Consider the following 24466-nt stretch of genomic DNA (forward strand, 5'->3'; position numbering starts at 1 on the left):
TTGAAATAAATGCGTTTTACAATCCTATTTTTCATTTAGTATCTTCCGGGCAGCCAACACCATATACATAAAGTAAGAAGCCTCGCCCCCCATACAATACTCACCTTCCTGCCAGATGAACGGATACGGCACCAGTTCCGGCAGGTCGGGACGGATCAGGACTGTTCCCGGAGTAACTCCACCCGGTATATAAGAACCATCGGCGCGATTCACCCCATAAGCCACTGTTGCCGAATTCGCTCCGATACCGGAAGCAAAAGAGACCGTGTTACTTCCCGGATGGCAGCCCAGGATAAAGTTGATTGCATTGAAAATATAGTCTGGAGTGAACAGATCAGGATAAGCATCCTGCAGGAAGCAGTAATAATAGCCTAGCGTCTGCACATCCCAGGAACCAGAACTCAGGTTTCCACGATCTTCAGGTACGCCGTATGGAGTCTGCAACTTCATTTTCTCATACTGGTCACGAACGGTAACCAATGCTTTACGGATAGACTGCGAGAATTTCTTATCATTCACCGCTTTATCGAAACGACCGATAAACCAGCCGAGACGATCGATGTGCTGAACGATATAATCCTGTTCGGCCAGCACATATTCCTTATAGGAATTATCGCCGGTTGTCAGATACAGTTCGACTGCCGCATGTATTTTAGCTCCTTTGGTCCGCTCATCAGTCCGGGTGATCCGGTACAGTTCTTTCGCAGCATCCAATGCCTGTGTACTCAATGTATCGTTAAAGTTTTTCAAAACCCGGGAGATTGCTGACAACTGGGCAGCAGTCGTCAGTTCGCGATACGGGTTATCCTCTGTGAATACCCAACGATCGTCTTCATTTCCAGTCACATTGTCGGTGTGGGCACTGGCATCTCCCAGATGGACATACTGGCGGACACTGTTACAGATAATCCCGCGGTAAAGACGTCCGAGAGCACGATAACCTGCCACAACGGTCAATGCACCGTTCTCCACCTGCTGCAATAAATCCGGTTTGCCGTCCGGCTGATGAATTTCGGTAACCCTTTTATGATGGTCGATCGTTGTCGCGTCGTAATCGATACCGAAATGTTCATACGCCAATGCCAGGATATAAGCCTCTCCCGCCTGCGATTCCACGCGGAGGTCATAGTCACCGGCATCATGCCAGCCACCGATGGTCAGACCGGGTACGATATCACCCGGCTGGTATTTAGTAAGTGTAGACGCACCTGAAGAATATCCGTCGATATGGCTCAGGTTCACAGGAGCCATACGGGCATCATCCATATGACAAAGGTCATGCCAGACACGGTATTTTTCGTTCACCCGCATATGACACATCTGGATCGGCAGGAAGTACTCCAGTTCCGGCTGCCAGACGCCACGTTCATAAACGTCTTCGGCAATACGGAATACAGGAGAAACGGATTCACCGTAACGAACCTGATACAAACCTTCTTCCCGGATAGACGAAAAGTCGAAACGGAGATAGTTGTACCGCAAGAATTTACCCCATTCCTGTACCGGTCCGTCCAGGATAAGCTCTTCACCTGCATCCGTAATTTTATAAAGAGCCGGTTCACCGATCTGCTTATCACGGCTATCCAGTTCGATCACAGCCATCTTCGGCTGATCCGGATGGTAACCGACCTGCGAGGTCTGTACTACCGGCGTATACATCCAGTCTTTTACTACATTCGGAGTGATCACCCACTTGATCGCATTCCTGGAAACGCCCGCCGGTATCTCTGTCCGCAGAACGAACCAGCCGTTGTTATGATTCATACGTCCGTCATAGAGGATCAGGTCTCCGATTTCTGAACGGACCGTCACTTTGTTGTAAGGATCAGCCGGATTCATGGTGAATTTCTTACCGTGGGCATAAGGGGCGGCTATGATATCGTCGGCAATCATCGGGTTGTAGGTGCCGTCACCCAAAAGATGTTTCAGGTCGACCTTTCCTTCCGGATTAAAGTTACCGAGCCATTGGGTATTCGATTCGCAGGAGATTGTCGGACCATTCGCCTGTGCAGGAAAAATACCGGCCTTGTGATCCATGATCCAGGGTTTTCCCAGAAGGGAACCCGGGTAAAGCTCGAGGTTAAAACCTATTTTTCCTTCATATTTCTGAGGGACGGGGGTATCCAGATCGACTGTTACGATGACATTGTCACCCTCTCCTGCTACACGGATCGTGTACTGGAATACAAAATCCGGATAAAGGGTCGGGTTAAAACCTGTCATGTGCCTGGACGAATCGGGATAACTTAACGTAACAGTTATACTGTTATCCGCCTCATTCACCTGGCGGCTCCGCAGAACGGGAAGCGGTTGCCATTGCCCCTGAGAGGTCTCCAGACGGATATCGCCACTGGCAGCCACACGGTTGTTGTTCATAATAATAGTTACGCCGGTTTGTTTGCCCTCCGGATAGACATCGCTGAAAGCCATTACATCTACACCTTCATTACGAAGATAACCGGCAGGATCGAGTTTGAATTCCTGCGCCTGAAGAGGGTGGAATTGTATCAATGCTAATAAGCCGATGCTTGTCAATATGTTCTTCATGATATGTATTCTTTTATATGTTGGTATCTGTTTGTTAGCCTTTATTTATTTCCCAATAACTGACGGGCGGCGAGTACCAGGAACATATAGTGCGAGGAACCTCCTCCCATCACATATTCTGTCTGTTGCCAGAGGAAAGGGAAAGTCAACAGTTCGGGGAAGTCGGGACGGATCATGGCAGTCCCGGAGATCACACCACCGGGGATATAAGACCAATCTGCACGGTTCAATCCATAGGCTACCGTTGCCGAATTGGCTCCCACACCCGAAGCGAAGGAGGCGGTATTGCTGCCCGGATGACAACCCAGCACGAAGTTGAGCGCGCTGTAAAGCAACTCCGGCCCGAACAGGTCAGGGTAAGCCTGCACGAGAAAATATTGTTGATAGCCGAACGACTGGATATCCCAGCCTGCTCCCCAAATGCTCGGCTTATAAGGGACGCCATACGGGGTTTCCTTTTTCTGTTCTTCCAGTTCACGGCGGAAAGCGGCGAGTGCCTTGCGTATGTTCTCTGTAAATTTTTTATCCTTGATGGCCTGATCGGCGCGTCCGATAAACCAGCCTGTACGGGCGATGTTATCAACGATCAGTTTCTGTTGGCCAAGGATATATTTTTTGTATCCATCCTCGTGAGTTGCCAGATAAAGTTCTACGGCAGCCTGTAACTTATTTATTTCCGAACGATCGGTCACACGAGTCCGATCAAACAATTCGCGGGCGGCCTGCAAAGATTGTACGCTCAGGGTATCGTTGAAGCCTTTCAACACACGGGAGACGGTAGCCAGGGCGGCGGCAGTGCTTAATTCGCGGGAAGGGTTATCTTCGGTGAATACCCAGCGGTCGTCGGCATTACCGATCACATTGTCGGTCATGGCACCGGCATCGCCCAGCATGACATACTGGCGCAGGTCGGTGCAAATAATTCCACGATACAGGCGGCCCAGGGCACGATAGCCTCCCACTACGGTTAAGGCACCATTCTCGACCTGTTGTAACAGGTCCGGTTTACCATCCGGCTGATGGATCTCGGTAATCCGGTTATGATGATCGATGGAGGTGACATCATAATCCTCGCGAAAAGCCTCATAAGCCAATGCCAGGATATAAGATTCACCGGCTTGCGATTCTACGCGCAGGTCGAAATCACCCGCGTCATGCCATCCGCCGATATTTAATCCCGGAACGATATCCCCCGGGGCATACTTTGTCAAAGTAGAAGCATTCTGCGTATATCCGTCGATATGATTCAGGGCGGGAGCCATACGGGCATCGTCCAAATGACAATAGTCGTGCCATACCCGATATTTTTCGTTCACCCGCATGTGGCACATTTGTACCGGAAGAAAATATTCCAGGACCGGCTGCCATACGCCCCGTTCATAGATATTCCGGGCGATGCGGAAAACAGAAGAGACCGAGTTTCCGTAACGAATCCGGTAAAGCCCTTCCTCCTTCACGTCCGTGAAATCAAATTTAAGATAGTTGTAACGCAGGAAGTTTCCCCACGGCTGTGGGGCTACGGCATGGATTTTCTCCTCTCCTTTTGCCGTAAGACGGTATAATATAGCTTCAGGACGTGCGCTATCGCGGCTATCCAACTCGATTATCGCCTCTTTCGGCTGCGCCGGGTGGTAACCGACCTGTGAAGTCTGGATAACAGGCGTATACAGCCAATCTTTTACTACATTCGGAGTGATAGTCCAGCAGACAGCGCCTTTCGTCACTCCGGCAGGAATTTCGCTGCGGACGACAAACCAACCGTTATTATGGTTCATACGTCCGTCGTATAATTTTAATTCTGTGTTTTCCGATAAGATGGTAAATTTGTTGTAAGCATCGTCAGGGCGGACGGTGAAACAATGTCCAACCGCATAAGGTTCGGCTATCAGATCGTCGGCGACGATGGGATTATAAGATGAACCGTCTCCCGCCAGCTGTTTCCGGTCAGCCAAGAGGCCGCTTTCTTTCGTAAAAGAACAGTAATCACCTGTATGCTGATGATTGGAACGTACATTTAAAGTAGGTCCGTTAGGCTGTTGTGGAAAAATACCGTCCTGTTCATCCATGATCCAGGGTTTGCCGAAAAGATCGCCCGGAAAAAGTTCGAGATTAAAACCGACCTTACCTGCGAAGTCTGCCGGGATAGGTCCGTCGAGGTCGACTGTCACTACGATATTCCCGCCTTTCCCTTCTACACGGACCGTATAATTGAATTGGAGGTCAGGGTAGATCATCGGATTAAAACCTGTCATATGACGGGAAGAATCGGGATAGGAAAGTCGCGTGATGATCGTGTTGGAAGTATTATCTACAATGCGATCCAGTTGTTTTGGCACCGGCTGCCATTGTCCCGGTGTTGCTTCGAGACGGATATCACCGTTGGTAGCGATCCGGTTACCATGCATGATAAGGCTGACGCCTCCCTGATGGCCTTCGGGATAGAAATCGTTGAACGACATTACATCTACTCCCCCGTTGTTGAAGTATCCGGATGAATTGAGCTTGAACTCCTGAGCCGTCAAGGAGAAGACAGAAGCCAGTAAATATATGCCGATAAGTGTTCGTTTCATGTGAATAAGATTTAATAAAGACCTATCAATCCCAAATAGCATAATGAAATGCAACAAGTTATTTTACCGTCTTTTTGATACGTTAAAAAATATTACCCGGTGAGGTAATCTGAAATACATGGTATAGTAATCTGATTTACCCGATAGGGCAATGTCATTTTGATAGTAACGTTTTTCCTCCGCAAAAGGAAATAAAGGGGGTGTTATAGGTCTTTCCTACAACAGACTTTAACACCCCTGCCTCCTCTCCAAAGGGAAGAGTTACTACTAAACTACAATAAACACTTACAATCAATAACCAGGATTCTGATCTTCCGGTCCGATCTCCGCATTCGTTAAGATTTCCTGATAAGGAATCGGATAAAGCATCTTATCCTTGTTATAATCGAATGTACGATAAGTGCGCCAGTCCTGATAAGCAGCATCCGATCCCGGAGCAGTACCTACTCCCTTCGGATATTCCAGGTTGATAAACTCCTCGATCATTCCGGTACGCTTCAAATCATAAAACAGGCTAAATTCCGCATTGAACTCATGGCGACGTTCCATATTGACGGCAACCATCCAGGTTTCGGAAGAGTAACCTTTTTCCGCTTTGTATTTCGTGTAATAGGTTTTAGCGTCAGGCACTGCCACTGTTTCAGTCTGCATCGGAATCGGATATTCAGCATCGCTCAGACTGACCTCATGGTTACCCCAGGCACGTTCGCGTATCTGGCGGATCGCATCCCAACCACTTGTTTCGTCGCCGGTCTGGAAGCTACATTCTGCATAATTCAGCAAGATGGCGGCATAACGCAGCAGGTGCATGGTAAACGGCTGGTTGATCGTCGTCCAATAGTCGCAGTTGGCGCGCCAGTATTTCAAACTGGAGATATTCGGCATATATTCGGAACCAGTCTTCACATTCGGGGCACCGTTTGCACCGATCGTTTGCCCTGTCCAGGGGTTTGTTTCTCCCAAAGCCACCATAGAGGCAGCACGGCGGCGGTCGCCATCCTCAAACGAGTTGTAACATTCCCAGGAAACAAATAAGGAACCCCAACCGTTATACTCCATCGAAGCGGCACAATAGCATGCTGTCATATAATGATCTTCCGTTGGCGACCACCCTTGCACACCCGACATGTTATTACCATTGTCTGTCCACATCACTGTGGCAAAGACGTCTTCTGTTTGCCATGCTTTTTCAGGATCATACAAATAACTGAAGCATGGAACCAGTGAATAGGTGTTGCTGTCGATTATTTCTTTCAGCAAAGTCTTAGCTTCGGCATATTTTTCCTGATACATCAGGGCCTCGGCCTGATAACCTAAACAGAAACCTTTTGTTATACGTCCGTATTCGCCATTGATCGGTGTCCAGTCGAGAACGGAAGCACCAAATGCAAGGTCGTCGATAATCACCTGCCATGTTTCATCTTCCGTATCCGGGCGCGGCTTGGAAGGTGTATTTACATACGTCTCGCCAGCCATCAGCATGGGCACACGTCCGAAGTTTTTCGCCAGAGCCAGGTAGTTGTAAGCACGGATAGCACGTGCCTGCGCTTCGATCTTCTTCTTGCCGGCTTCGCCTTCGCTGAAAAGATCGTTGTCCATACTTTCCAGGCCGTCGAGTAAGGTGTTGCAACGGGAAATCGCCTTATAACAGCCTACCCATAAAGAGAGGAATTCGGAACTGGAAGAGGTCCAATCTTCCGTACAATAGGCTTTATCCCAACCGCTTGCCTGTGTGTCGAGGGTCGGATGGTTCGACAGCATGTATTGTGGCTTAAAGCCCCACATGGAACCGTCGGCACCGGCCTCGTTGTCTTCTTTGGAGGGATAGAAGGTATCGTAACAACCGATCAGGCCACCTTCCACGTTGTCTTCACTTTGAAACATGAAGTCGCCCGGCAAAATATCGTAATGGTCTACTTCCAGATAATCCTTACAGCTGTTTGTCGTAAGCAAAAGGAGTAACGATAAGGCAGATATAACTATTTTTTTCATAAGACTCGAATTATAAGATTAAATAATTAGAATTGTACGCTCAAACCAAATGTGAATGTACGCGGATAGGGGTAACGGCCGCCGTCGAAACCGGTTTGCAGGACTGCTGCATTGCCGACTTCCGGATCGCCGAATTTATTATAGCCGGAGAAGCATGCAAGGTTCTCGACAGAGGCGAAGATACGTGCATTGTCCATGCGGAGCGGCTGCAACCAACGTTTCGGGAAGGTATAACCGATCTGGATGTTCGCTATTTTCAGGAAATCACCTTTCTTCACGTAGGCATCGGAGGCTTTCATGTTTGTATTGTTATCATTCATTGTCATGCGCGGATACATCGTATTCGTGTTCGATTCGCTCCAGGCATTGTTGATGTATTCTTTCAATGTGTTCTGTACACCACCGCCCGTCTTATACAATTGCGTCATTTTCATGGCGGCATACGAGTTGATCTTCATACCGGCAACACCGTACATGTAGATCATGGCGTCCCAGTTCTTCCAGCTGGCATTCAGGGTGAGGCCATAGTTCAGCTTCGGGAAACCGTTCCCCAATACTTTCTGGTCGTCACCGTCGATATGACCATCGCCGTTCAGGTCTTTGTATTTAAAATCGCCCACGGTGGTAGCATTTACCTGGTAAGCGTCGTATCCGTTCTCCTTTGCCAGGGCATTCGCAGCATCTACTTCGGCCTGGTTCTGGAAGATACCTTCCACTACATAACCGTAATAGGAACCGACTGCGTGACCTTCCATCGTTACAGAGTGGTTAGTCCAGTTATCGCCGTCGTCGGTGATCAAATCGCCGTTCGCATCGAGGTTGTTGTAGATAGGGTCGCCCACTTCGATTACTTTGTTCTTCAACGTAGAGCCGGTCAGTGTAGCACCGAGGTTCCAGTCGCCGAAACGTTTGTTATAGGACACACTGAACTCGAATCCTTTGTTCTGGATATGTCCGGCGTTGGTATAAACCTGTCCGTGTCCGGTAGACGGGCGCATGTTGCGATAAAGCAGAAGGTCTTTGGAGTCACGGATGAAATAATCCATCGTAATGTTCAGGTCGTTGTTAAGCAAGCCCAGGTCGAGACCGATATTTGTCTGTGTATTCGTTTCCCATTTCAGGTTGGTGTCGATTTCTTTCAGTTGGGCGAAGCCGACTACCTTGTTATAGTTGGAAGATGAACCGCCTAATTGTCCCCAGTCGTAAGCAATGCGGTTGGAAGAGAGTTGGGCAACGGAAAGGCTGGTCGCACTGCCTGCATTACCGGTTTGTCCCCAACCGAAACGTAGCTTCATGTTGCTGAATATATCCAGATTCTTGATAAAGTCTTCTTCAGACAGACGCCATGCCAAAGCGGCAGAAGGGAAAGTACCCCAACGGTTACCCGATCCGAAGTTGGATGAACCGTCACGACGTACGGTAGCGGTAACGATATAACGGTCCATCAGGGTGTACATGGCACGGCCGTACCAGGAGATGTAACGCGTCTTCAGATTATAACCGCCGTCGCCGATGCGTGAAGTCTGGTCGCTGGTCAACGACATCTGGCGATAAGTGTCTGCCAGGAAATTGCTTGCATTGGAAGAGACCCAATGGCCCCAGTAATTGGTGACCGAATTACCTGCCATGACCGTCAGGTTATGGATATCGTTCTTCCAGTTATAGGTGAAATAGCTTTCGATCTCGATATTATTATCCTGCGACTGGTTCATCCAGAAGGAGTTGGTCTGTGCTGCGGTGATGCTTCGCGGATTGACGACATTGAAACCGCTTCCGTCTACTGTCGAAAGCGTATAGGAGCCGATCGTACGGAATTGCAATCCCTTGAACAGATTCAGGTTCAGATAGGCACTGCCGACAAATTTGTTTTCATAGGTAGGGGTCTTATCTTCTTCCATCTTGGCGGCATAGGGGTTATCCTGACCTTTCTGGATATCGCCTTCACCGCTGATCTGCATGAAAGCGTTGTAAGTTCCGTCTGCATTGGCGCGCCAGTCGTTGCTGATGAACTGGCCGGTGGTTTCATCCACATAATCCATAGTCGGAGTCAATGTCGCATAGCTGCGGAGGTTTCCGCCTCCCACCTTTTCAGAATGAACGAAAGCGACGTTACCGCCTACTTCGATAAAGTCTTTTACCTTGTGAGTTACATTGGCACGGGCCGTCAGACGGGAGAAGTTGGAATCCAGTATCACGCCGTCGTTATTCAGGTAACCGACCGAGAAAGTCGATTGTGTCTTATCGTTGCCACCGGAAACGGATAGCATGTAATTCTGCTGCAAAGCGGTACGGGTCATAACGTCCTGCCAGTCGATGGTGCGCAGGCGGCCTGCATAGTCTGCACCGAAGGCTTTGTTCTGGATAGAGGCGGCATCGTTGGCACGTCCCTGGCGAACAGAGTAGGCAAAAAGGTCGGCATCGGCTACGTCCAGCTTACCGGTCATGTTCTGGATACCGAAGTTTGCAGAGAAGTTGAGTTGGGTTGCCCCTTTCACCCCTTTCTTCGTCGTGATCATAACGACACCGTTCGCACCACGGGCACCGTAGATAGCGGTGGCGGAAGCGTCTTTCAGGACTTCGATGCTTTCCACATCGGCTGGATTTACAAAGTTGGCATTACTGCCGACCTGTACTCCGTCGACTACATACAACGGATCGGCCGAGCCGTTCACCGTCGCGACACCACGGATACGGATTGTCGCCGTCCCTTCCGGGTCACCCGAGTTCTTGGAAACCATCACACCGGCGGCAGAGCCCTGCAACCCTTGCGCGAGGTTCAGCGGATTACGTTTCATCATCTGTTCCTTGTCGACCGAAACAACGGAACCGGAAATGTCGCTTTTCTTGATCGTACCGTAACCGACAACGACTACTTCGTCGATCATCTCGGAGTCTTCTTTTAATATTATATTATAAGAAGTCTTCTGGGTTACTTTAAAACTTTGAGGATTATAACCGATATAGGAGACTTTCACCTCAGCGCCTTCCGGAACTTCCAGTTCGTACTTGCCATCCATATCACTGATTATACCGATCGTTGTACCGACTACAGCAATGTTCGCCCCGATAATTGGTTCGCCCTTCTCATCTGTAATGATACCAGAGATTTTTTTCGACTGCTGCATAGCAGTTGTGCTTGCCGGATTCACATCACCGTTATCTACTGCCGCATGGGCAACAAGACCGGTACTAAATAAGAATGCAAATCCCAAAGACTTCAGCGTCAACAAAATTTTAACGTGTTTATTCATACTGAATTGATTTAAAGTAAAAAATAAATTTTTAACTGAAACAAAATTAGTTCATGTACCTCTAACACGAAGGAAATAATGTTTCACGATGCGGGTAAAACGGTAAATGAAGAGGGATAAATTGTGTTTTTTATGGGGGAATTTTGTTCATTCCCCTGTTTTTACCTCCATCATTAGTGGAAAAACACATAGATTTATCAATCTGATATATAGCTAATAAGGGTCGGCATAAACAATTCCGCGCCCATGCGAACCGACGTATACTCTCCCATATCTTTTCGGATCTCCGGAGATCTGCAACACCAATCCGTATTGGTGGTCATCATCATTGATACGTACCCAGCTGCGGGCGGCATCGTCGGAACGGAAAAAGCCGGATACTCCGTTCACGATCCCTGCCAGATATAATGACGGATAATCCGAACCGGGCGCGGCTTTTCCAAAACCGAAAGCGTAGATGCGACGCACCTTATCCAGGGGTACGAATGCTTCTCCGGAAAGACCATGATATAGGCCGTCAAAAGCGGCAATCCATAAGTCGCCTTCCTTTCCCGGCGTAGCATACACACGGTCCTGTCCTCCCCGGCGATCACCACGGGCATTGCGTGCCTTACTGTCGAATGGGGTAAAAGGCAATGGGTGGGACCGGAAACTGACACCGCCATCCATACTTTCATATAAAACAGCGGCAGAAAGATCGAGAGCGTAAAAACGTTTCGGATTGACACGGTCGGCAATCACACGGAGATTCTCTGGGATTCCCTCTGCAGTCGACCAGGTTACCCCCCGGTCATTCGTATAATAGACAGGCATGCGGTCGGGTGTCCATATCCAGGTTCGTCCGTCAGAAGAAACAGCGACATGTCCATTTTGAGCTTTTTCCTGAGGCAGGGAAACCGACTCCAGCCAACTCTTTCCCCCATCCATCGAATAGGCTAACGGCTTGCCTTCAGGGTGATGATGCGAAACAGTCCCCACACGGACAACCAGATCCGGTTGATCTTCTGCCCCGGTAATACCGGTCGTATTGGAATAATAGGGATCGGCATGGCTACCGGACGGAACGGGACGATCCAAATCCAAATGGGTAAAGCCGCCATAGTCACCTATCGCACTGATCAGTTGCGCACCCTGTTTCGGGCTGTATAATTCCAAAGGAACAGTTTCCTCTATCCCCGTACTCATCACTTGCCACTGTGTCGGTTCTTTTTTATCCATATTACCGAGATTGAATGTCTCCCAACCGCCATATCCGGTTGTAAACAGGGCATGATCGGGATCAAACGGGTCTATTTCAATATCGAACATCCAATGTAATGGGGTAAACTCCACATAAGGAGCTTTGCCATAATCGAAGCGGGCACCTCCTGCAAAGACCGGCTTCCAGGTTTTACCGCCATCGGTAGTCCGGTAAATATCATCTTCCGCATACGAACCGGCGACCGGACGGTTGAAGGTACTGACAATAAGATGCTTCGGATTCTGCCGGTCGACAGACACTGCGGCATATCCAAAAGCAGCCCCTTTATCCGGATCAGCCTTTACCGGAGAAATATCCTGCCATTTTTCACTACGAGGATCATATTTCCAGACCGCCCCGTCATTCATCCGCATCGGGCCGGGATTACTGCCATACGTAATATACAGATAGCCGTCTTCTGAAAGGGTTGCCTGAGTAGGTCGGTACTGTACCGGCTGTCCCGCAAGTGGCCGCCAGCTTTCTCCATAATCATGGCTGACAAAGAAATTATCACGATCTTTTAGCGAAACACCGATATACAAAGTCGAACAACCTTTACCGGCTGTGCCGCCCGATGGATTAAACAAAACTAAATTAATACCGCAACCACGATCCTGCATCCACGGATTACCTCCTTCGGGAATAACTTCCGCCACATCCGGGAATGAACAGACCTGTTGCCAGCTTCTTCCCCGGTCTGCTGAACGCCAAAGACCATCCAGACGGGTACCCAGATAGATTATATCGCTATTCAAAGGGTCTACCATCATGCGTTCGCCATTACCACGGCCATTTTCATTTCCTCCCATGGTAAAAGGCATGTCAGTACGGGTAAAAGTACGTCCGCCGTCATTTGAACAAAGGACAGCGCCGTTCGTACTACGGGTATAGGTTCCGCATGAAAGATAAACGGTTTGAGGATCATTGGGATCGACCGCAATACTCTCCACACCGACCAGATTGTTATCGTCATAAGTGATCCAGTCGAGCATAGAAACCCACTGTTGCGTTTCTTTATCCCAACGATAGGCACCCCCCATATCGGTACGGCAATAGCGTACATCTTTTTCCTTCGGATGAAAAACAATCCCGTCTACAAATCCTCCGCCTACGATCTGAACACTTTTCCAGCGATAGTGTTCCACAGGAACGGAAGGGCGAAGCGATTGGGCAATAATTCCCTGGCTGCCCATTGACAAAAGAATCAGAAGTCCTGTAATGGTCATTGAAATGGCTTTCATGGTAATTGTATATTAATGGTTACTCTCTTTTCATGTAGTCGGACGGCAACGTCCCGAATTCATCTTTGAAATATTTACGGAATAATTTGATGTCGTTGAAACCGACCTCACTGGCAACCTCGTTGATACGCATCTGACTTTTCTCCAGCAATTGCGCTGCCCGTTTCATACGGATTGCACGAATCAGTTCGACCGGTGTTTTACCCGTTATCGAAAGTGTTTTCTTATAAAAGTTCACACGGCTCATCCCCATCTCCCGGCTCAACCGCTCGACAGAAAGTTCCGGATTAGCTATTTGTTCTTCGATATAGGCTATCGCTTTCCGCATCAGCTGCTCATCCATCGAACTGATCGGGATATCGGCCAATTGAATACCAGTTTGCGATGATTGCATGAACTGCTTCTGCAACCGTTTCTTCATTTCTACCAGATGCTGTATCTTCAGAATCAACATATCCATATTGAACGGTTTGCCGATATAATCGTCGGCTCCTGCTTCCAGACCGGTCATTTTACTCTCTTCTGCCGATTTCGCCGTTAAAAGAATTACCGGAATATGAGATGTACGGATATCCTGTTTGATTCGTTTACACAAAACGATCCCATCCGTTACCGGCATCATCACATCGCTGACTACCATATCCGGAAGTTCTGCCAGAATAACTTTCCAGGCCTGTTCACCGTCATCAGCCGTAAAGACATGGTACAAGCCACTCAAACTCAACTTCATGAATTCACGGAAATCAGCATTATCATCGACAATGAGTAAAGTCGGTTTATTCGGTTCCGTACGCATCTCCGTATTTTCTTGCTGTGCCTGTCCGAGTATTTCGTTTTCTTCCCATATTCCTGTCCTTTCCCCGACTCCGGTCGTATCCGATTTATCCGGCGAAGAGATAATCTCCTGTATCTCCGGAAGTTCGATCGGAAGCGATACCGTAAACGTACTTCCTTTTCCAACCTGGCTCCTAACGGAAATCGCCCCGTTATGCAACTTGACAAACTCACGGCATAAATGTAATCCGATGCCTGTTCCAACCACCGTTCCGGATTTATCTTCCGACGGTATCTGATAGAAGCGATTGAAGATCAGATCGTATTTATCTTCTTCAATCCCTATTCCCGTATCAATGACCTGGATCAATAACATGCTTTTTCCTTCCTCATCCTGCTGCATGCTCAGGTTAACAGATATCTCCCCTCCTTCAGGTGTGAACTTGAAAGCGTTACTTAATAAATTGGATACGATCTTAAAAACCTTATCCGTATCGAATTTCATGACCAACGAAGGGAAGGAAGTCGTATACGAAAAACGAATATTCTTTTTCTCCGACAGTTCCTTAAATGAATAAGTAATATTCCTGACAAACAACACGATATCTCCGGAGGATAAAAGCAACTGGACACCCTGCACATCGATCTTCCTGAAATCGAGTAACTGGTTTACCAAACGTAATAACTGGTTCGCATTCTGGTAGATCAACTTCAGTATCATCTGATTCTCCGGGTTACTTTCGCTCTTCATCAGCTTCTCTATCGGTGTAATGATCAGGGATAAAGGCGTACGGAACTCATGGCTGACATTGGTGAAGAAGCGTAATTTCATCTCATCCATCTCATGAAGCTGGTTGGCCCGTATCCGTTCCTGTTCTTTCTCGAATTTACGCTTCTGAATATGAAGAATACCCCGGATAATGGCGAACACGATAATGGCAGCCAGGATACAATATAAAAAGATCGCCCAGTTGGTCGCCCAGAAAGGAGGCATGATCGTTATCTTTAGTTTTATCGGCTCCTGCCCCCAAACACCGTCATTATTTTCTGCTTTCAACAGAAAGGTATAGGTTCCGGGAGAAAGATTGGTATAAGTAATATTCCGGTTTACCGCATCGATGGTAGCCCATTTTTTGTCGAAGCCTTCCATTATATACGAAAAGCGGTTCTTCTCCGGAAGAAAATAGCTAAGAGCCGCGATATTCAAAGAAAAACTACGTTCATCATATTGCAACGACAACTCGTTGCAATAGCTGATATCATCCTGCAGGATGATACGCCCGTTATAGGGCTGTCCGGGCAAAATCTGATCATTCTGTACCAGGAAACCCGTAACGGCAACTGCCGGAGGATAGAAATTATATTTTATCCGGGAAGGATTAAAAACCGTCAGTCCGTTCGTTCCTCCGAAGATCAGTTCTCCTGAAGCAGAGCGGCATACACTGTTCCGGTTAAAAACACGACCCTGCACACCCTCATTCTCATAATAAGTGACACAATTAAACCGATATGTTCCGTCCTTCTTATAATGTGGGGTTAGCTGGAGTAAACCGTTCTTCGTCCCAAGCCACAAAACATAAGTATCATCTTCCCGGATAGACATAATATCGTTGTCAGGCAAACCATTCGTTTTATCCAGTTGATATAGTTTATCGTGGGAAGGGTCATAAACGGTCAGCCCGTTATTACTGCCGATCCACAACAGATTACGGCTATCCCGGTAAACTGTATTGATCGCTTTATCATTGAACACTTTCCCCCTGTTCATCTCCCCTTTAAAAGAAGATACACGCCCGCTTTTCGTATCGAGCATATTCACACCCAACGAGGTACCTATCAGTAATTCATCCTTATTACCTTTGGATATGGAATAAATATAATCGGAGCCCAATGGATTCTCCGGGTCGCCCGAATGGAAATGTGACCATTCCCCCGTCTTCAGCTCCAGACAATCCATACCTCCTCCCAGCGTGCCGATCCAAAGATTGCCGACCTCATCTGCATAAAGACTGTAGACACTGTTATTCGATAACTCTTTCAAACTGTCGGTCTGAGGACGGTAATGTTTAAAACGGTTCCCGTCAAAACAATCCAGTCCACCGACATAAGTACCTATCCAGAGATTACCGCTGGCATCATTTTCCAGACAAACAACAATGTTACTGCTGATACTCGACGGATCAGCCGGATCATGGCGATACTTCCGGTATTGTCCGGTTGTCCGGTTATAATATAACAATCCGTTCCCGTTAGTCCCGATCCACAAATTCCCGGAACGATCTTCCAGGACGCAATTACAGTCATTGATCTCCGCATCCTCAGCCTCCATAACCGGATAACGGAGCGAACGGAACTTAAAGATACTTTCATGATAATAGTTGATACCGTTCTTGTAAGTACCTGTCCAGATAATCCCTGTATCATCCTTATATAAACTGATCACACTGTTTTGACTGATACTCCGCAGGTCGAACGGGTTATTCTTCAGGTAACGGATCGTTTCCGTCTTCTTGTCCAGCAGATTCAGGCCACCATGATCGGCAGCAATCCAGATCACGCCTTCCGAATCTTCCTCCACTCCCCGTATCAGCGAAGAATTCAGGGGAAGAGGAGAAGAAGTATTATATTGTTTCCACCTGCCATTCCGCGGAGTGAAACGGTACAATCCCCCATAACTTTCCGGATCCGGATAAACCCAGATCTCATTATCACTATCTACGAACAGCATGAATCGTCTGGCCTTACACGCCTTTTTCAGATGGTCGTTCTTCAAGATGGACTTTCCCTGCTGCAAATCGATCATCTCGATCACACCGGACGTATGGATCACATACAGGATCTCTCCCTTCTGATATACATCGCACACCTGCCCTTCCGACGGATCAACCGGATAAACAACCGCTTTTCCGGTAGAATAATCATAGGCATACAATTGATTATCTGAAGTACTGAAAATCAATTGCAGGTCTTTCCCTTGAAAGACACCTGATATATTAGCTGGCAAACCCAATTCTTTCCGGGCCTCTTCCAATGTCAGAAATATATTTTTAACCGGATTATAGACTCCAACCTTTCCGTCTTCATAAGAGATCCACAGATTTCTGTCTGCCGTTTCCGTGATCTGGGTCACATAAGCTTCCGAAAATAGCGCACCGTCCACTTCATGCCGGAAGGCGCGGAACTCATAGCCGTCGAAACGGCTCAGTCCCGAACTCGAACCAAACCACATAAATCCTTTCCGGTCTTTATAGATACAGGTCACTTCATTAGACGATAACCCGTTGTTTACATCCAGACGGTTAAACAGGATTTTATTCTCTACCCCTTGTACGAGAGTAACCGTACAGAGTAAACAAACAATAATATATATAAATCGCGTTCTATTCATACAACAGTAATAGACTAATCGGTTTCATATCCTTTATCCCTGATAACAGGTTTACAAACTTATCATTTTTTGTCTGTACAGACAGGGGGTATTTGTAACTTTTTACAGGTTATTTTGTTATTGTAATCAGAATATCAGGGATAATAAGTATTATTATTCACCTATTATCATGATATTTACAAAATAAAACACAAGGATATAAAAGACCGTAAAAAAACAGGGATCAATATACAAAACCGGAACAAGCATCGTTATTATGTAAACTATTCCGATTAAATTTGTAAGAAATAATTTAGGTAACATATGGCAGTAAAAAAAGACAGAGTACTTTGGGCAGATGATGAGATCGATTTGTTGAAACCTCACATTTTGTTTCTACAGGATAAAGGATATGAAGTGATTCCGGTGATCAGCGGGCAGGATGCTATCGACTGTTGCAGGGATCAATCGTTCGATATCATATTCCTGGACGAGAACATGCCGGGTCTGACCGGTTTGGAGACACTGGCACAGATCAAAGAGATCAATCCCAACGTTCCGGTCGTCATGGTTACCAAAAGCGAGGAAGAGAGCATCATGAACCAGGCTATCGGGAATAAGATTGCCGATTACCTGATCAAGCCGGTCAACCCGAATCAACTGCTTCTTTCCATCAAAAAGAACGTTCATAAAAATGTGATTATTTCGGAAACGACGACAGTCGGCTACCAGCAGGAATTCAACCGTATCGGCATGCAGATCAACGATTCGCTAACCACCGACGATTGGATGGAGTTATACAAAAAACTGGTCTACTGGGAGCTGGAGCTGGAAAGCAGCCAGGTACAAATGACCGATATGCTCCGGATGCAGAAAGAAGAAGCGAATAAAGCTTTCGGCAAATTCGTAAAGAAGAATTACGTAAACTGGATACAGAACCCAGCCGAGCGTCCTTTGATGAGTCCGGACCTGTTCAAGAAAAAAGTATTCCCGTTGCTGGATAACGACGAGAAGGTCTTTTTCATCCTGATCGATAACTTCCGCCTGGACCAGTGGCGCGTGGTAAAAGACCTGCTGGCTGAATATTTCACTTTCGATGAAGGATTATATTACAGTATTCTGCCTACTGCTACCCAATATGCACGCAATTCCATCTTCTCCGGCCTGATGCCTTTGCAGATAGAGAAAATGTTCCCGGATTTATGGGTGGATGAGGAAAGTGAAGAAGGCAAGAACCTGAACGAAGAGCCTTTGATCCAGACACAGATCGACCGCTTCCGTAAGAAATATAGCTTCTCTTACAACAAAGTACACGATTCGCAATACGGAGAAAAGCTATTGAATATGATCTCTTCTCTGACACATAACCAGTTGAATGTCGTCGTCCTCAACTTCGTGGATATGTTGTCGCATGCCCGTACGGAAATGAAAATGATCCGTGAACTGGCACAGAGCGAAGCAGCTTACCGCAGCCTGACCCGTTCCTGGTTCCAGCATTCCACCACTTTGGAGCTGTTCAAACGTATCTCCGACAAAGGTTATAAAGTAATTGTGACCACCGACCACGGGACCATTCGTGTCAACAACCCGATCAAAGTGATCGGTGACCGGAACACGAATACAAATCTCCGTTATAAAGTCGGTAAGAATTTGAATTACAACCCGAAGGAGGTACTGGAAATACGTGACCCGGAAAAAGTGGGCCTGCCCTCTCCCAACCTGAGCAGTAAATACATTTTTGCGATGAACGATGACTTCTTCGCCTATCCGAACAACTACAATTATTATGTTTCTTATTACAAGAATACATTCCAGCACGGAGGGATCTCTATGGAGGAAATGATGGTACCGTTTATCACCATGATACCAAAATAATTGAAAATTGAGAATTGAGAATTGAAAATTAATATACCTTTGCAGGTAGATTACAAATGATCAATAATCAACAGACATCATGAGTATTATCAAGATTGAGAATTTAGATACCATCCGCCAGGCAGCCAAAGAGTTCATTGCCGGAATGGATGACCGTACCGTTTTTGCTTTCCATGGTAATATGGGAGCAGGTAAAACGACTTTCATCAAAGCTATTTGCGAAGAGTTGGGAGTAGAAGATGTTATCAACAGTCCGACATTTGCTATCATCAATGAATACCGTAGCGACACGACCGGCGAACTGATCTACCATTTCGATTTCTACCGTATCAACAAACTGAGCGAAGCAGAAGACATAGGAACCGAAGATTATTTCTATAGCGGTGCCCTTTGCTTTATCGAATGGCCGGAAAAGATCGAAGATTTACTTCCCGGCGATGTGGTGGATGTAACGATCAGTGAAAATCCTGACGGCTCACGGACCGTAGAAGTAAAATAACCGATGGAACCGACCGATTATTTCATATTAGTCATCTTTATGGCTCTGGGAGCCTTCTCTCTGATTGCCGCGATCTTCAATTTCGACTGGTATTTTGAAACCAGCGGAGCAACTACCTTTGTCAACAAATTCGGCAGAAAAGGAGCACGTATCTTTTATGCCTTGTTGGGACTGGCATTGATCGGATGCGGCGTACTTGGTCTGATTTATTGGTAATAAAAGATATTAGTGAGATTTCCGAAAAGAAACAAAAATACCTTTCCTACAAATAAAAAAGAGACAACTAATTCACGATGGATTAGTTGTCTCTTTTATTTTATAGTTATCCGGTTCTTACTCCATCAACATAAAGTCCAATTGCTTGCGTTCCAGATTGGCATTTGCAATCTTCACGGTCACCGGGTCACCCAGACGGAAACGACGTTTCTTGCGACGACCGATCAGGCTGTATGTTTCTTCATCCATGTCGTAGAAGTCGTCACCAAGGTCACGGATAGGCACAAGCCCTTCGCATTTGTTCTCGTTCAGTTCCACATACAATCCCCACTCCGTAACACCGGAGATCACACCATCGAACACCATGCCCAGCTTATCCTGCATAAACTCGACTTGTTTGTATTTGATAGAAGCACGTTCGGCATTAGCTGCAACCTGCTCCATCGTTGAACAATGGTCACATTTCTCTTCATACTTCACTTTTACCACGCTACGTCCGCCATCCAGATAACGTTCCAGCAAACGGTGCACCATCATATCCGGATAACGACGGATAGGAGAAGTAAAATGCGTATAATATTCAAATGCCAGACCATAATGGCCAATATTCTCTGTCGTATAACGGGCTTTCTGCATCGAACGGATAGCCAACGTCTCGATCAGGTTTTCTTCCGGTTTATCATGCACTTCATCCAGCAAACGGTTCAGGTTGCGTGAAATATCGATCTTACTGCTTCCTTCCGTTTTCATCTTATAACCGAAGCGGCGGATAAAGGCGGCAAAGTTCTCCAGTTTGTCCGGATCAGGCAGATCATGGACACGGTAAACAAAGGTCTTCTTCGTCTTCCCTTTAGGCACTTTACCGACAAATTCAGCCACCGTACGGTTGGCCAGCAACATAAACTCTTCGATCAGTTTGTTGGCATCTTTCGATTCCTTGATATATGTACTGATCGGCTTTCCGGTCTCATCGATCTCGAACCTTACTTCAAAGCGGTCGAAATTGACGGCTCCGTTCTGGAAACGTTTATCCCGCAATTTCTTAGCTAATCTGTCCAGTACCAGTATTTCATCTTTATAGTCACCTTCTCCTGTCTCGATCACCAGCTGTGCCTCTTCATACGTAAAGCGGCGGTCGCTTTTGATCACGGTACGTCCGATATGCGATTTCTTTACATTCGCATCGTCATCCAGTTCAAAGACAGCAGAGAAACATAACTTCTCTTCATCCGGACGTAACGAACAGATCTGATTACACAAACGTTCGGGTAACATCGGAATAGTACGGTCTACCAGATAAACAGATGTTGCCCGGCTTTCTGCCTCCCGGTCGATCAGACTTTCCGGTTTTACATAATGAGTTACATCCGCGATATGCACACCTACTTCCCAGCTTCCGTTATCCAGTTGACGGATAGACAGAGCATCGTCGAAGTCTTTTGCATCTTTCGGGTCGATGGTAAAGGTCAGGACTTTACGGAAGTCTTCACGCTTGGCGATCTCTTCCTCCGGAATGGCATCCGGTATTTTATTTGCAGCCTTCTCCACACTCTCCGGATAAGTATACGGCAGACCGAATTCAGCCAGTATCGCGTGCATTTCTGCCGTGTTCTGACCGGCCACACCTAAAATGTCGACCACCTCACCGAGCGGATTCTTTGCCTCATCCGGCCATTCCACAATACGGACAATGGCCTTATCGCCGTTCTTTCCACCCTTCAGTTTGTCTTTCGGGATAAATATATCGTTTGCGAGTGTCTTGTTCTCGGTGATCAGGAAGGCAAAACCTTTCGTCACCTGCAACTTACCGACAAATGTCTTTTTCTGACTTTCCAGCACCTCGATCACTTCGGCTTCCGGTTCAGCGCCTTTGCGCTTAGCAAACAACTGCACTTTCACCTTGTCTCCGTCCATCGCATGTCCGGAATTTCGTTCTGCCACGAAAACCGGCGCACCGCCGTCTTCCGGTATAAACGAGTTCTTCCCGTTACTCCGGCGTCCGAATGTACCGATCGCAGTGGTACCCAAGCCGTTATAACGATAACGGCCGCGGTCTATTTCCGTAATAAAGTTCTCGGCCGAAAGATCATACAGCAGGTCTACCACCTGTAATTTCTGTACCTGGCTTTCCACGCCGATCAGTTTGCTTATTTGTTTATAGTTAAATGGTTCCTTGGGAGAGGATTGAAAGACAGACATCACAGAATGAAGCATAGCTTCTTTCTTCATACGTTTTGCCTTGTTCTTCTTCGGTTTGTTTTCTTTATTATCCTTCTTCCCGGATTTGTTTTTCGTCATATATTTCTCGTTATTAATGAGAGACAATAATCTCTCTCACAAAATAAACAATTATAACTGATATTCTGTTTACAAACAGGTTAAATTATATTGCCTATTCTGTCTGTTGTTTAAATTTGTAAGGCTTCGGTCCGCTTGTTCCGGGTTTACAAACAAAAAGACTACCGCTAAGGGGGTATTCTTCCAATTGTTCTTTCGAAAGTCCGGCCCGTGCCGTTGTTATGTAGAGCGTATCCATGTCCTTGCCTCCGAATGCACAGGAAGCGACGTTAGGAGCCGGTACTTCTACTTTTGCCAGCAGCTCACCAGTATAGGGACAATAGCAATACACACCGAAACCGCCCCACTGAGCCACCCATAAATTATCATTGCCATCGATTGTCATCCCGTCAGGAGCACCACTTCCTGCAGGTAAAGTGACGGCAATACCATCGAACAAGATCTCTCCTGTCTTTTCATCATACCGGTAACGGGCAATTTTACCGGTCGGTGTATCGTTATAATACATGAACTTCTTATTCGCCGACCAAACAATCCCATTGGATATAGTCACTTTTTCCAATTTGGTCGTCACGGTTCCGTCGGGTACAACCGTGTATAATGTCCCTGCCCCTTTAGGAGCACCGAATCCCATAGTCCCTATCCACAGGCGGCCTGCCGGATCGCATTTGCCGTCGTTACACCTGACTTTCCCGTCCTTATCCGGGATCGGAGCGATAGACGATAAACTCCCGTCATTCAGATTCACCCGTACGATCTCATCCTGAAGGGAAACGACGACCGTACTGTCTGTTTCCGGAACGACAGTCGAAACCATGCGATCGAATTCCCATGTTTTACAATCTTGTTTATCCGGATAATATTCGTATAATTTCTGTCCTTCGATGTCAACCCAGAACAACGTATTCCTGTCCGGATGCCAGATAGAGCCTTCGCCGGTTGTTGCTTCCACTTTAAAGGCCAGATTCGAATTCAATTCTTTCGGAGTAAAGTTGCATGATGAACCCGTGATAAAAGGTACTGTCAACATAATTATTTTAATTAAGTTTTTCATGGTGAATAATCTATTTCGCCGCTTGTTATATATGCAAATATAATGCTAATTTAACAATCCTAGGTAAGTATAATCGATTAATTTCCTAAAAGCAAGGAGTATTTATCACAGTACATCCGTTTGCCACTCCGAATCCTTTACCAGAACATACAAGAGTCAACTGAATTTATAAGTAACCCCAAAAGTGTTTCACCCTAATGGAACAGTTGTTTCTTCATAGTGAAACACTTGTTTCATTACTATGAAACAGTTTCTACAATACAGCCTCGGATAAAGTCTTCCCGGTCTCCGGACAACTAATTAACTAATTAACCAAGTAACTAATTAACTAATTAACAAATTAACTAAGTAGCGAATTATTAAGTAACGAATTAATTATGTAAATTTGCCGTTCTAATAAAATGAACCAATGAGCGTAGTAATTAAAGAAGTTACCAGCAAAAAGGAACTGAAGAAATTCGTTAAGTTCAATATTGATTTATACAAAGGTAACCCCTATCATATACCGGGATTGATCGAAGAGGAGATGGTTACACTGGATAAGAAAAAGAATCCGGCATTCGAAGTTTGCGATGCCGTCTATTTTCTTGCCTACAAGGATGACCGGATCGTCGGGCGTATTGCCGGGATGATCAACCGCCGCAGTAACGAAGTATGGAACCAGGAACGTGCCCGTTTCGGTTTTCTTGATTTCATTGATGATGCCGAGGTAGTCGACGCTCTGTTCAGTGCCGTTGAAAAATGGGCGAAAGAACAAGGGATGAAGGAGATACACGGACCGATGGGATTCACCGATATGGACCATGAGGGAATGCTGATCGAAGGATTCGACCAACTCGGAACGATGGCCGCGATCTATAACTATCCCTATTATCCAAAACATATTGAACGTATCGGTTATGAGAAAGATCAGGACTGGCACGAGTTTAAGATATATATTCCGGAAGGTGTTCCTGAAAAACATTTGCGCATCGGAGAAATCGTAAAAAAGAAATACGGCCTGAAAACTATGAAGTTCAAAAAGACAAAGGAGATATGGCCGTATGCACAGAAAATATTCGAAACACTGAACGAAGCCTACGCTCCATTGTACGGCTTTGCTCCGCTGACACAGAAGCAGATCGATTATTATGTGAAGCAATATATCCCGATGATCCGTTTGGACCTGGTAACCCTTATTATCCGGGAAGAAGACGATACCGTGGTAGGTTTCGGGATTTCACTGCCCAGCCTTTCACACGCCATGCAGAAAGCGAAAGGACACTTGTTCCCGTTCGGCTGGATACATCTGCTGAAGGCATTGAAGACAAAACCCAAAGTAATCGACCTGTATCTGACAGGTGTATTGCCGGAATATCAGAACAAGGGAGTCAACGCATTATTATTCAACGACCTGATTCCTGTATACATCGGTTTGGGAGTCGAATATGCCGAGAGTAACCCGGAGCTGGCAAGCAACAATGCCGTACAGGCCCAATGGGATTATTTCAAACGTGAACATCATAAAACGAGAAGAGCATTTATCAAAAAATTAAAATAAGG

General features: G+C 46.5%; 12 protein-coding genes. 4 read left to right on the forward strand and 8 right to left on the reverse strand.

Annotation, left to right across the window (positions count from 1 at the left end; all coding sequences use genetic code 11):
* Nucleotides 1-24: 24 nt before the first annotated feature.
* The 6 genes from IEY67_RS00725 to IEY67_RS00750 form a co-directional block, all read right to left on the reverse strand.
* Entirely contained in the window at nucleotides 25-2547 is a 2523-nt protein-coding gene (locus IEY67_RS00725) for a glycoside hydrolase family 9 protein (protein WP_183670442.1), read from the reverse strand.
* 41 nt (nucleotides 2548-2588) lie between these two features.
* Nucleotides 2589-5117, reverse strand: coding sequence for a glycoside hydrolase family 9 protein (locus IEY67_RS00730; protein ID WP_183670441.1), 2529 nt, complete (start codon nucleotides 5115-5117; stop codon nucleotides 2589-2591).
* Between the two features lie 291 nt (nucleotides 5118-5408).
* The gene (locus IEY67_RS00735; RefSeq protein WP_122362232.1) at nucleotides 5409-7109 is read right to left on the reverse strand and encodes a RagB/SusD family nutrient uptake outer membrane protein; all 1701 of its coding nucleotides are present in this window, start codon (nucleotides 7107-7109) and stop codon (nucleotides 5409-5411) included.
* A gap of 26 nt (nucleotides 7110-7135) precedes the next feature.
* A complete protein-coding gene (locus IEY67_RS00740; protein WP_229800916.1) occupies nucleotides 7136-10360 on the reverse strand; it encodes a SusC/RagA family TonB-linked outer membrane protein in 3225 nt (1074 codons plus the stop codon).
* 213 nt (nucleotides 10361-10573) lie between these two features.
* A complete protein-coding gene (locus IEY67_RS00745) occupies nucleotides 10574-12841 on the reverse strand; it encodes a beta propeller repeat protein (RefSeq protein ID WP_229800917.1) in 2268 nt (755 codons plus the stop codon).
* 19 nt (nucleotides 12842-12860) lie between these two features.
* Nucleotides 12861-17003 carry a hybrid sensor histidine kinase/response regulator transcription factor gene (locus tag IEY67_RS00750; RefSeq protein WP_183670440.1) on the reverse strand — a complete coding sequence of 1381 codons (4143 nt, stop codon included), beginning with the start codon at nucleotides 17001-17003 and terminating at the stop codon, nucleotides 12861-12863.
* A 303-nt stretch (nucleotides 17004-17306) separates the two neighbouring features.
* Between IEY67_RS00750 and porX the strand changes: the two genes are divergently transcribed.
* The 3 genes from porX to IEY67_RS00765 all read left to right on the forward strand — a co-directional run bounded on the left by porX (nucleotide 17307) and on the right by IEY67_RS00765 (nucleotide 19572).
* Nucleotides 17307-18857: a T9SS response regulator signal transducer PorX gene (gene porX / locus IEY67_RS00755; protein WP_122353168.1), complete on the forward strand. Its 1551-nt coding sequence runs from the start codon at nucleotides 17307-17309 to the stop codon at nucleotides 18855-18857.
* Between the two features lie 79 nt (nucleotides 18858-18936).
* Nucleotides 18937-19356, forward strand: coding sequence for a tRNA (adenosine(37)-N6)-threonylcarbamoyltransferase complex ATPase subunit type 1 TsaE (gene tsaE / locus IEY67_RS00760; RefSeq protein ID WP_122353169.1), 420 nt, complete (start codon nucleotides 18937-18939; stop codon nucleotides 19354-19356).
* A gap of 3 nt (nucleotides 19357-19359) precedes the next feature.
* Nucleotides 19360-19572 carry an immunity 17 family protein gene (locus tag IEY67_RS00765; RefSeq protein WP_183670439.1) on the forward strand — a complete coding sequence of 71 codons (213 nt, stop codon included), beginning with the start codon at nucleotides 19360-19362 and terminating at the stop codon, nucleotides 19570-19572.
* 117 nt (nucleotides 19573-19689) lie between these two features.
* Here the strand turns inward: IEY67_RS00765 and rnr are convergent, their stop codons facing one another.
* Both rnr and IEY67_RS00775 read right to left on the reverse strand, forming a co-directional pair.
* The gene (gene rnr / locus IEY67_RS00770) at nucleotides 19690-21870 is read right to left on the reverse strand and encodes a ribonuclease R (protein WP_122353172.1); all 2181 of its coding nucleotides are present in this window, start codon (nucleotides 21868-21870) and stop codon (nucleotides 19690-19692) included.
* A gap of 94 nt (nucleotides 21871-21964) precedes the next feature.
* Nucleotides 21965-22900, reverse strand: coding sequence for an SMP-30/gluconolactonase/LRE family protein (locus IEY67_RS00775; protein ID WP_183670597.1), 936 nt, complete (start codon nucleotides 22898-22900; stop codon nucleotides 21965-21967).
* Nucleotides 22901-23333: 433 nt separating this feature from the next.
* Here IEY67_RS00775 and IEY67_RS00780 point away from each other — a divergent pair, with 433 nt between their 5' ends.
* Entirely contained in the window at nucleotides 23334-24464 is a 1131-nt protein-coding gene (locus IEY67_RS00780) for a hypothetical protein (RefSeq protein ID WP_122375650.1), read from the forward strand.
* Nucleotides 24465-24466: the final 2 nt, after the last annotated feature.

Source organism: Parabacteroides faecis, from assembly GCF_014647375.1.
GTDB lineage: Bacteria > Bacteroidota > Bacteroidia > Bacteroidales > Tannerellaceae > Parabacteroides > Parabacteroides faecis.

Coding starts and splice junctions, on each gene's coding strand:
- IEY67_RS00725 (WP_183670442.1), bottom strand. CDS start 2,547: ATGAAGAACATATTGACAAGCATCGGCTTATTAGCATTGATACAATTC.
- IEY67_RS00730 (WP_183670441.1), bottom strand. CDS start 5,117: ATGAAACGAACACTTATCGGCATATATTTACTGGCTTCTGTCTTCTCC.
- IEY67_RS00735 (WP_122362232.1), bottom strand. CDS start 7,109: ATGAAAAAAATAGTTATATCTGCCTTATCGTTACTCCTTTTGCTTACG.
- IEY67_RS00740 (WP_229800916.1), bottom strand. CDS start 10,360: ATGAATAAACACGTTAAAATTTTGTTGACGCTGAAGTCTTTGGGATTT.
- IEY67_RS00745 (WP_229800917.1), bottom strand. CDS start 12,841: ATGAAAGCCATTTCAATGACCATTACAGGACTTCTGATTCTTTTGTCA.
- IEY67_RS00750 (WP_183670440.1), bottom strand. CDS start 17,003: ATGAATAGAACGCGATTTATATATATTATTGTTTGTTTACTCTGTACG.
- porX (WP_122353168.1), top strand. CDS start 17,307: ATGGCAGTAAAAAAAGACAGAGTACTTTGGGCAGATGATGAGATCGAT.
- tsaE (WP_122353169.1), top strand. CDS start 18,937: ATGAGTATTATCAAGATTGAGAATTTAGATACCATCCGCCAGGCAGCC.
- IEY67_RS00765 (WP_183670439.1), top strand. CDS start 19,360: ATGGAACCGACCGATTATTTCATATTAGTCATCTTTATGGCTCTGGGA.
- rnr (WP_122353172.1), bottom strand. CDS start 21,870: ATGACGAAAAACAAATCCGGGAAGAAGGATAATAAAGAAAACAAACCG.
- IEY67_RS00775 (WP_183670597.1), bottom strand. CDS start 22,900: ATGTTGACAGTACCTTTTATCACGGGTTCATCATGCAACTTTACTCCG.
- IEY67_RS00780 (WP_122375650.1), top strand. CDS start 23,334: ATGAGCGTAGTAATTAAAGAAGTTACCAGCAAAAAGGAACTGAAGAAA.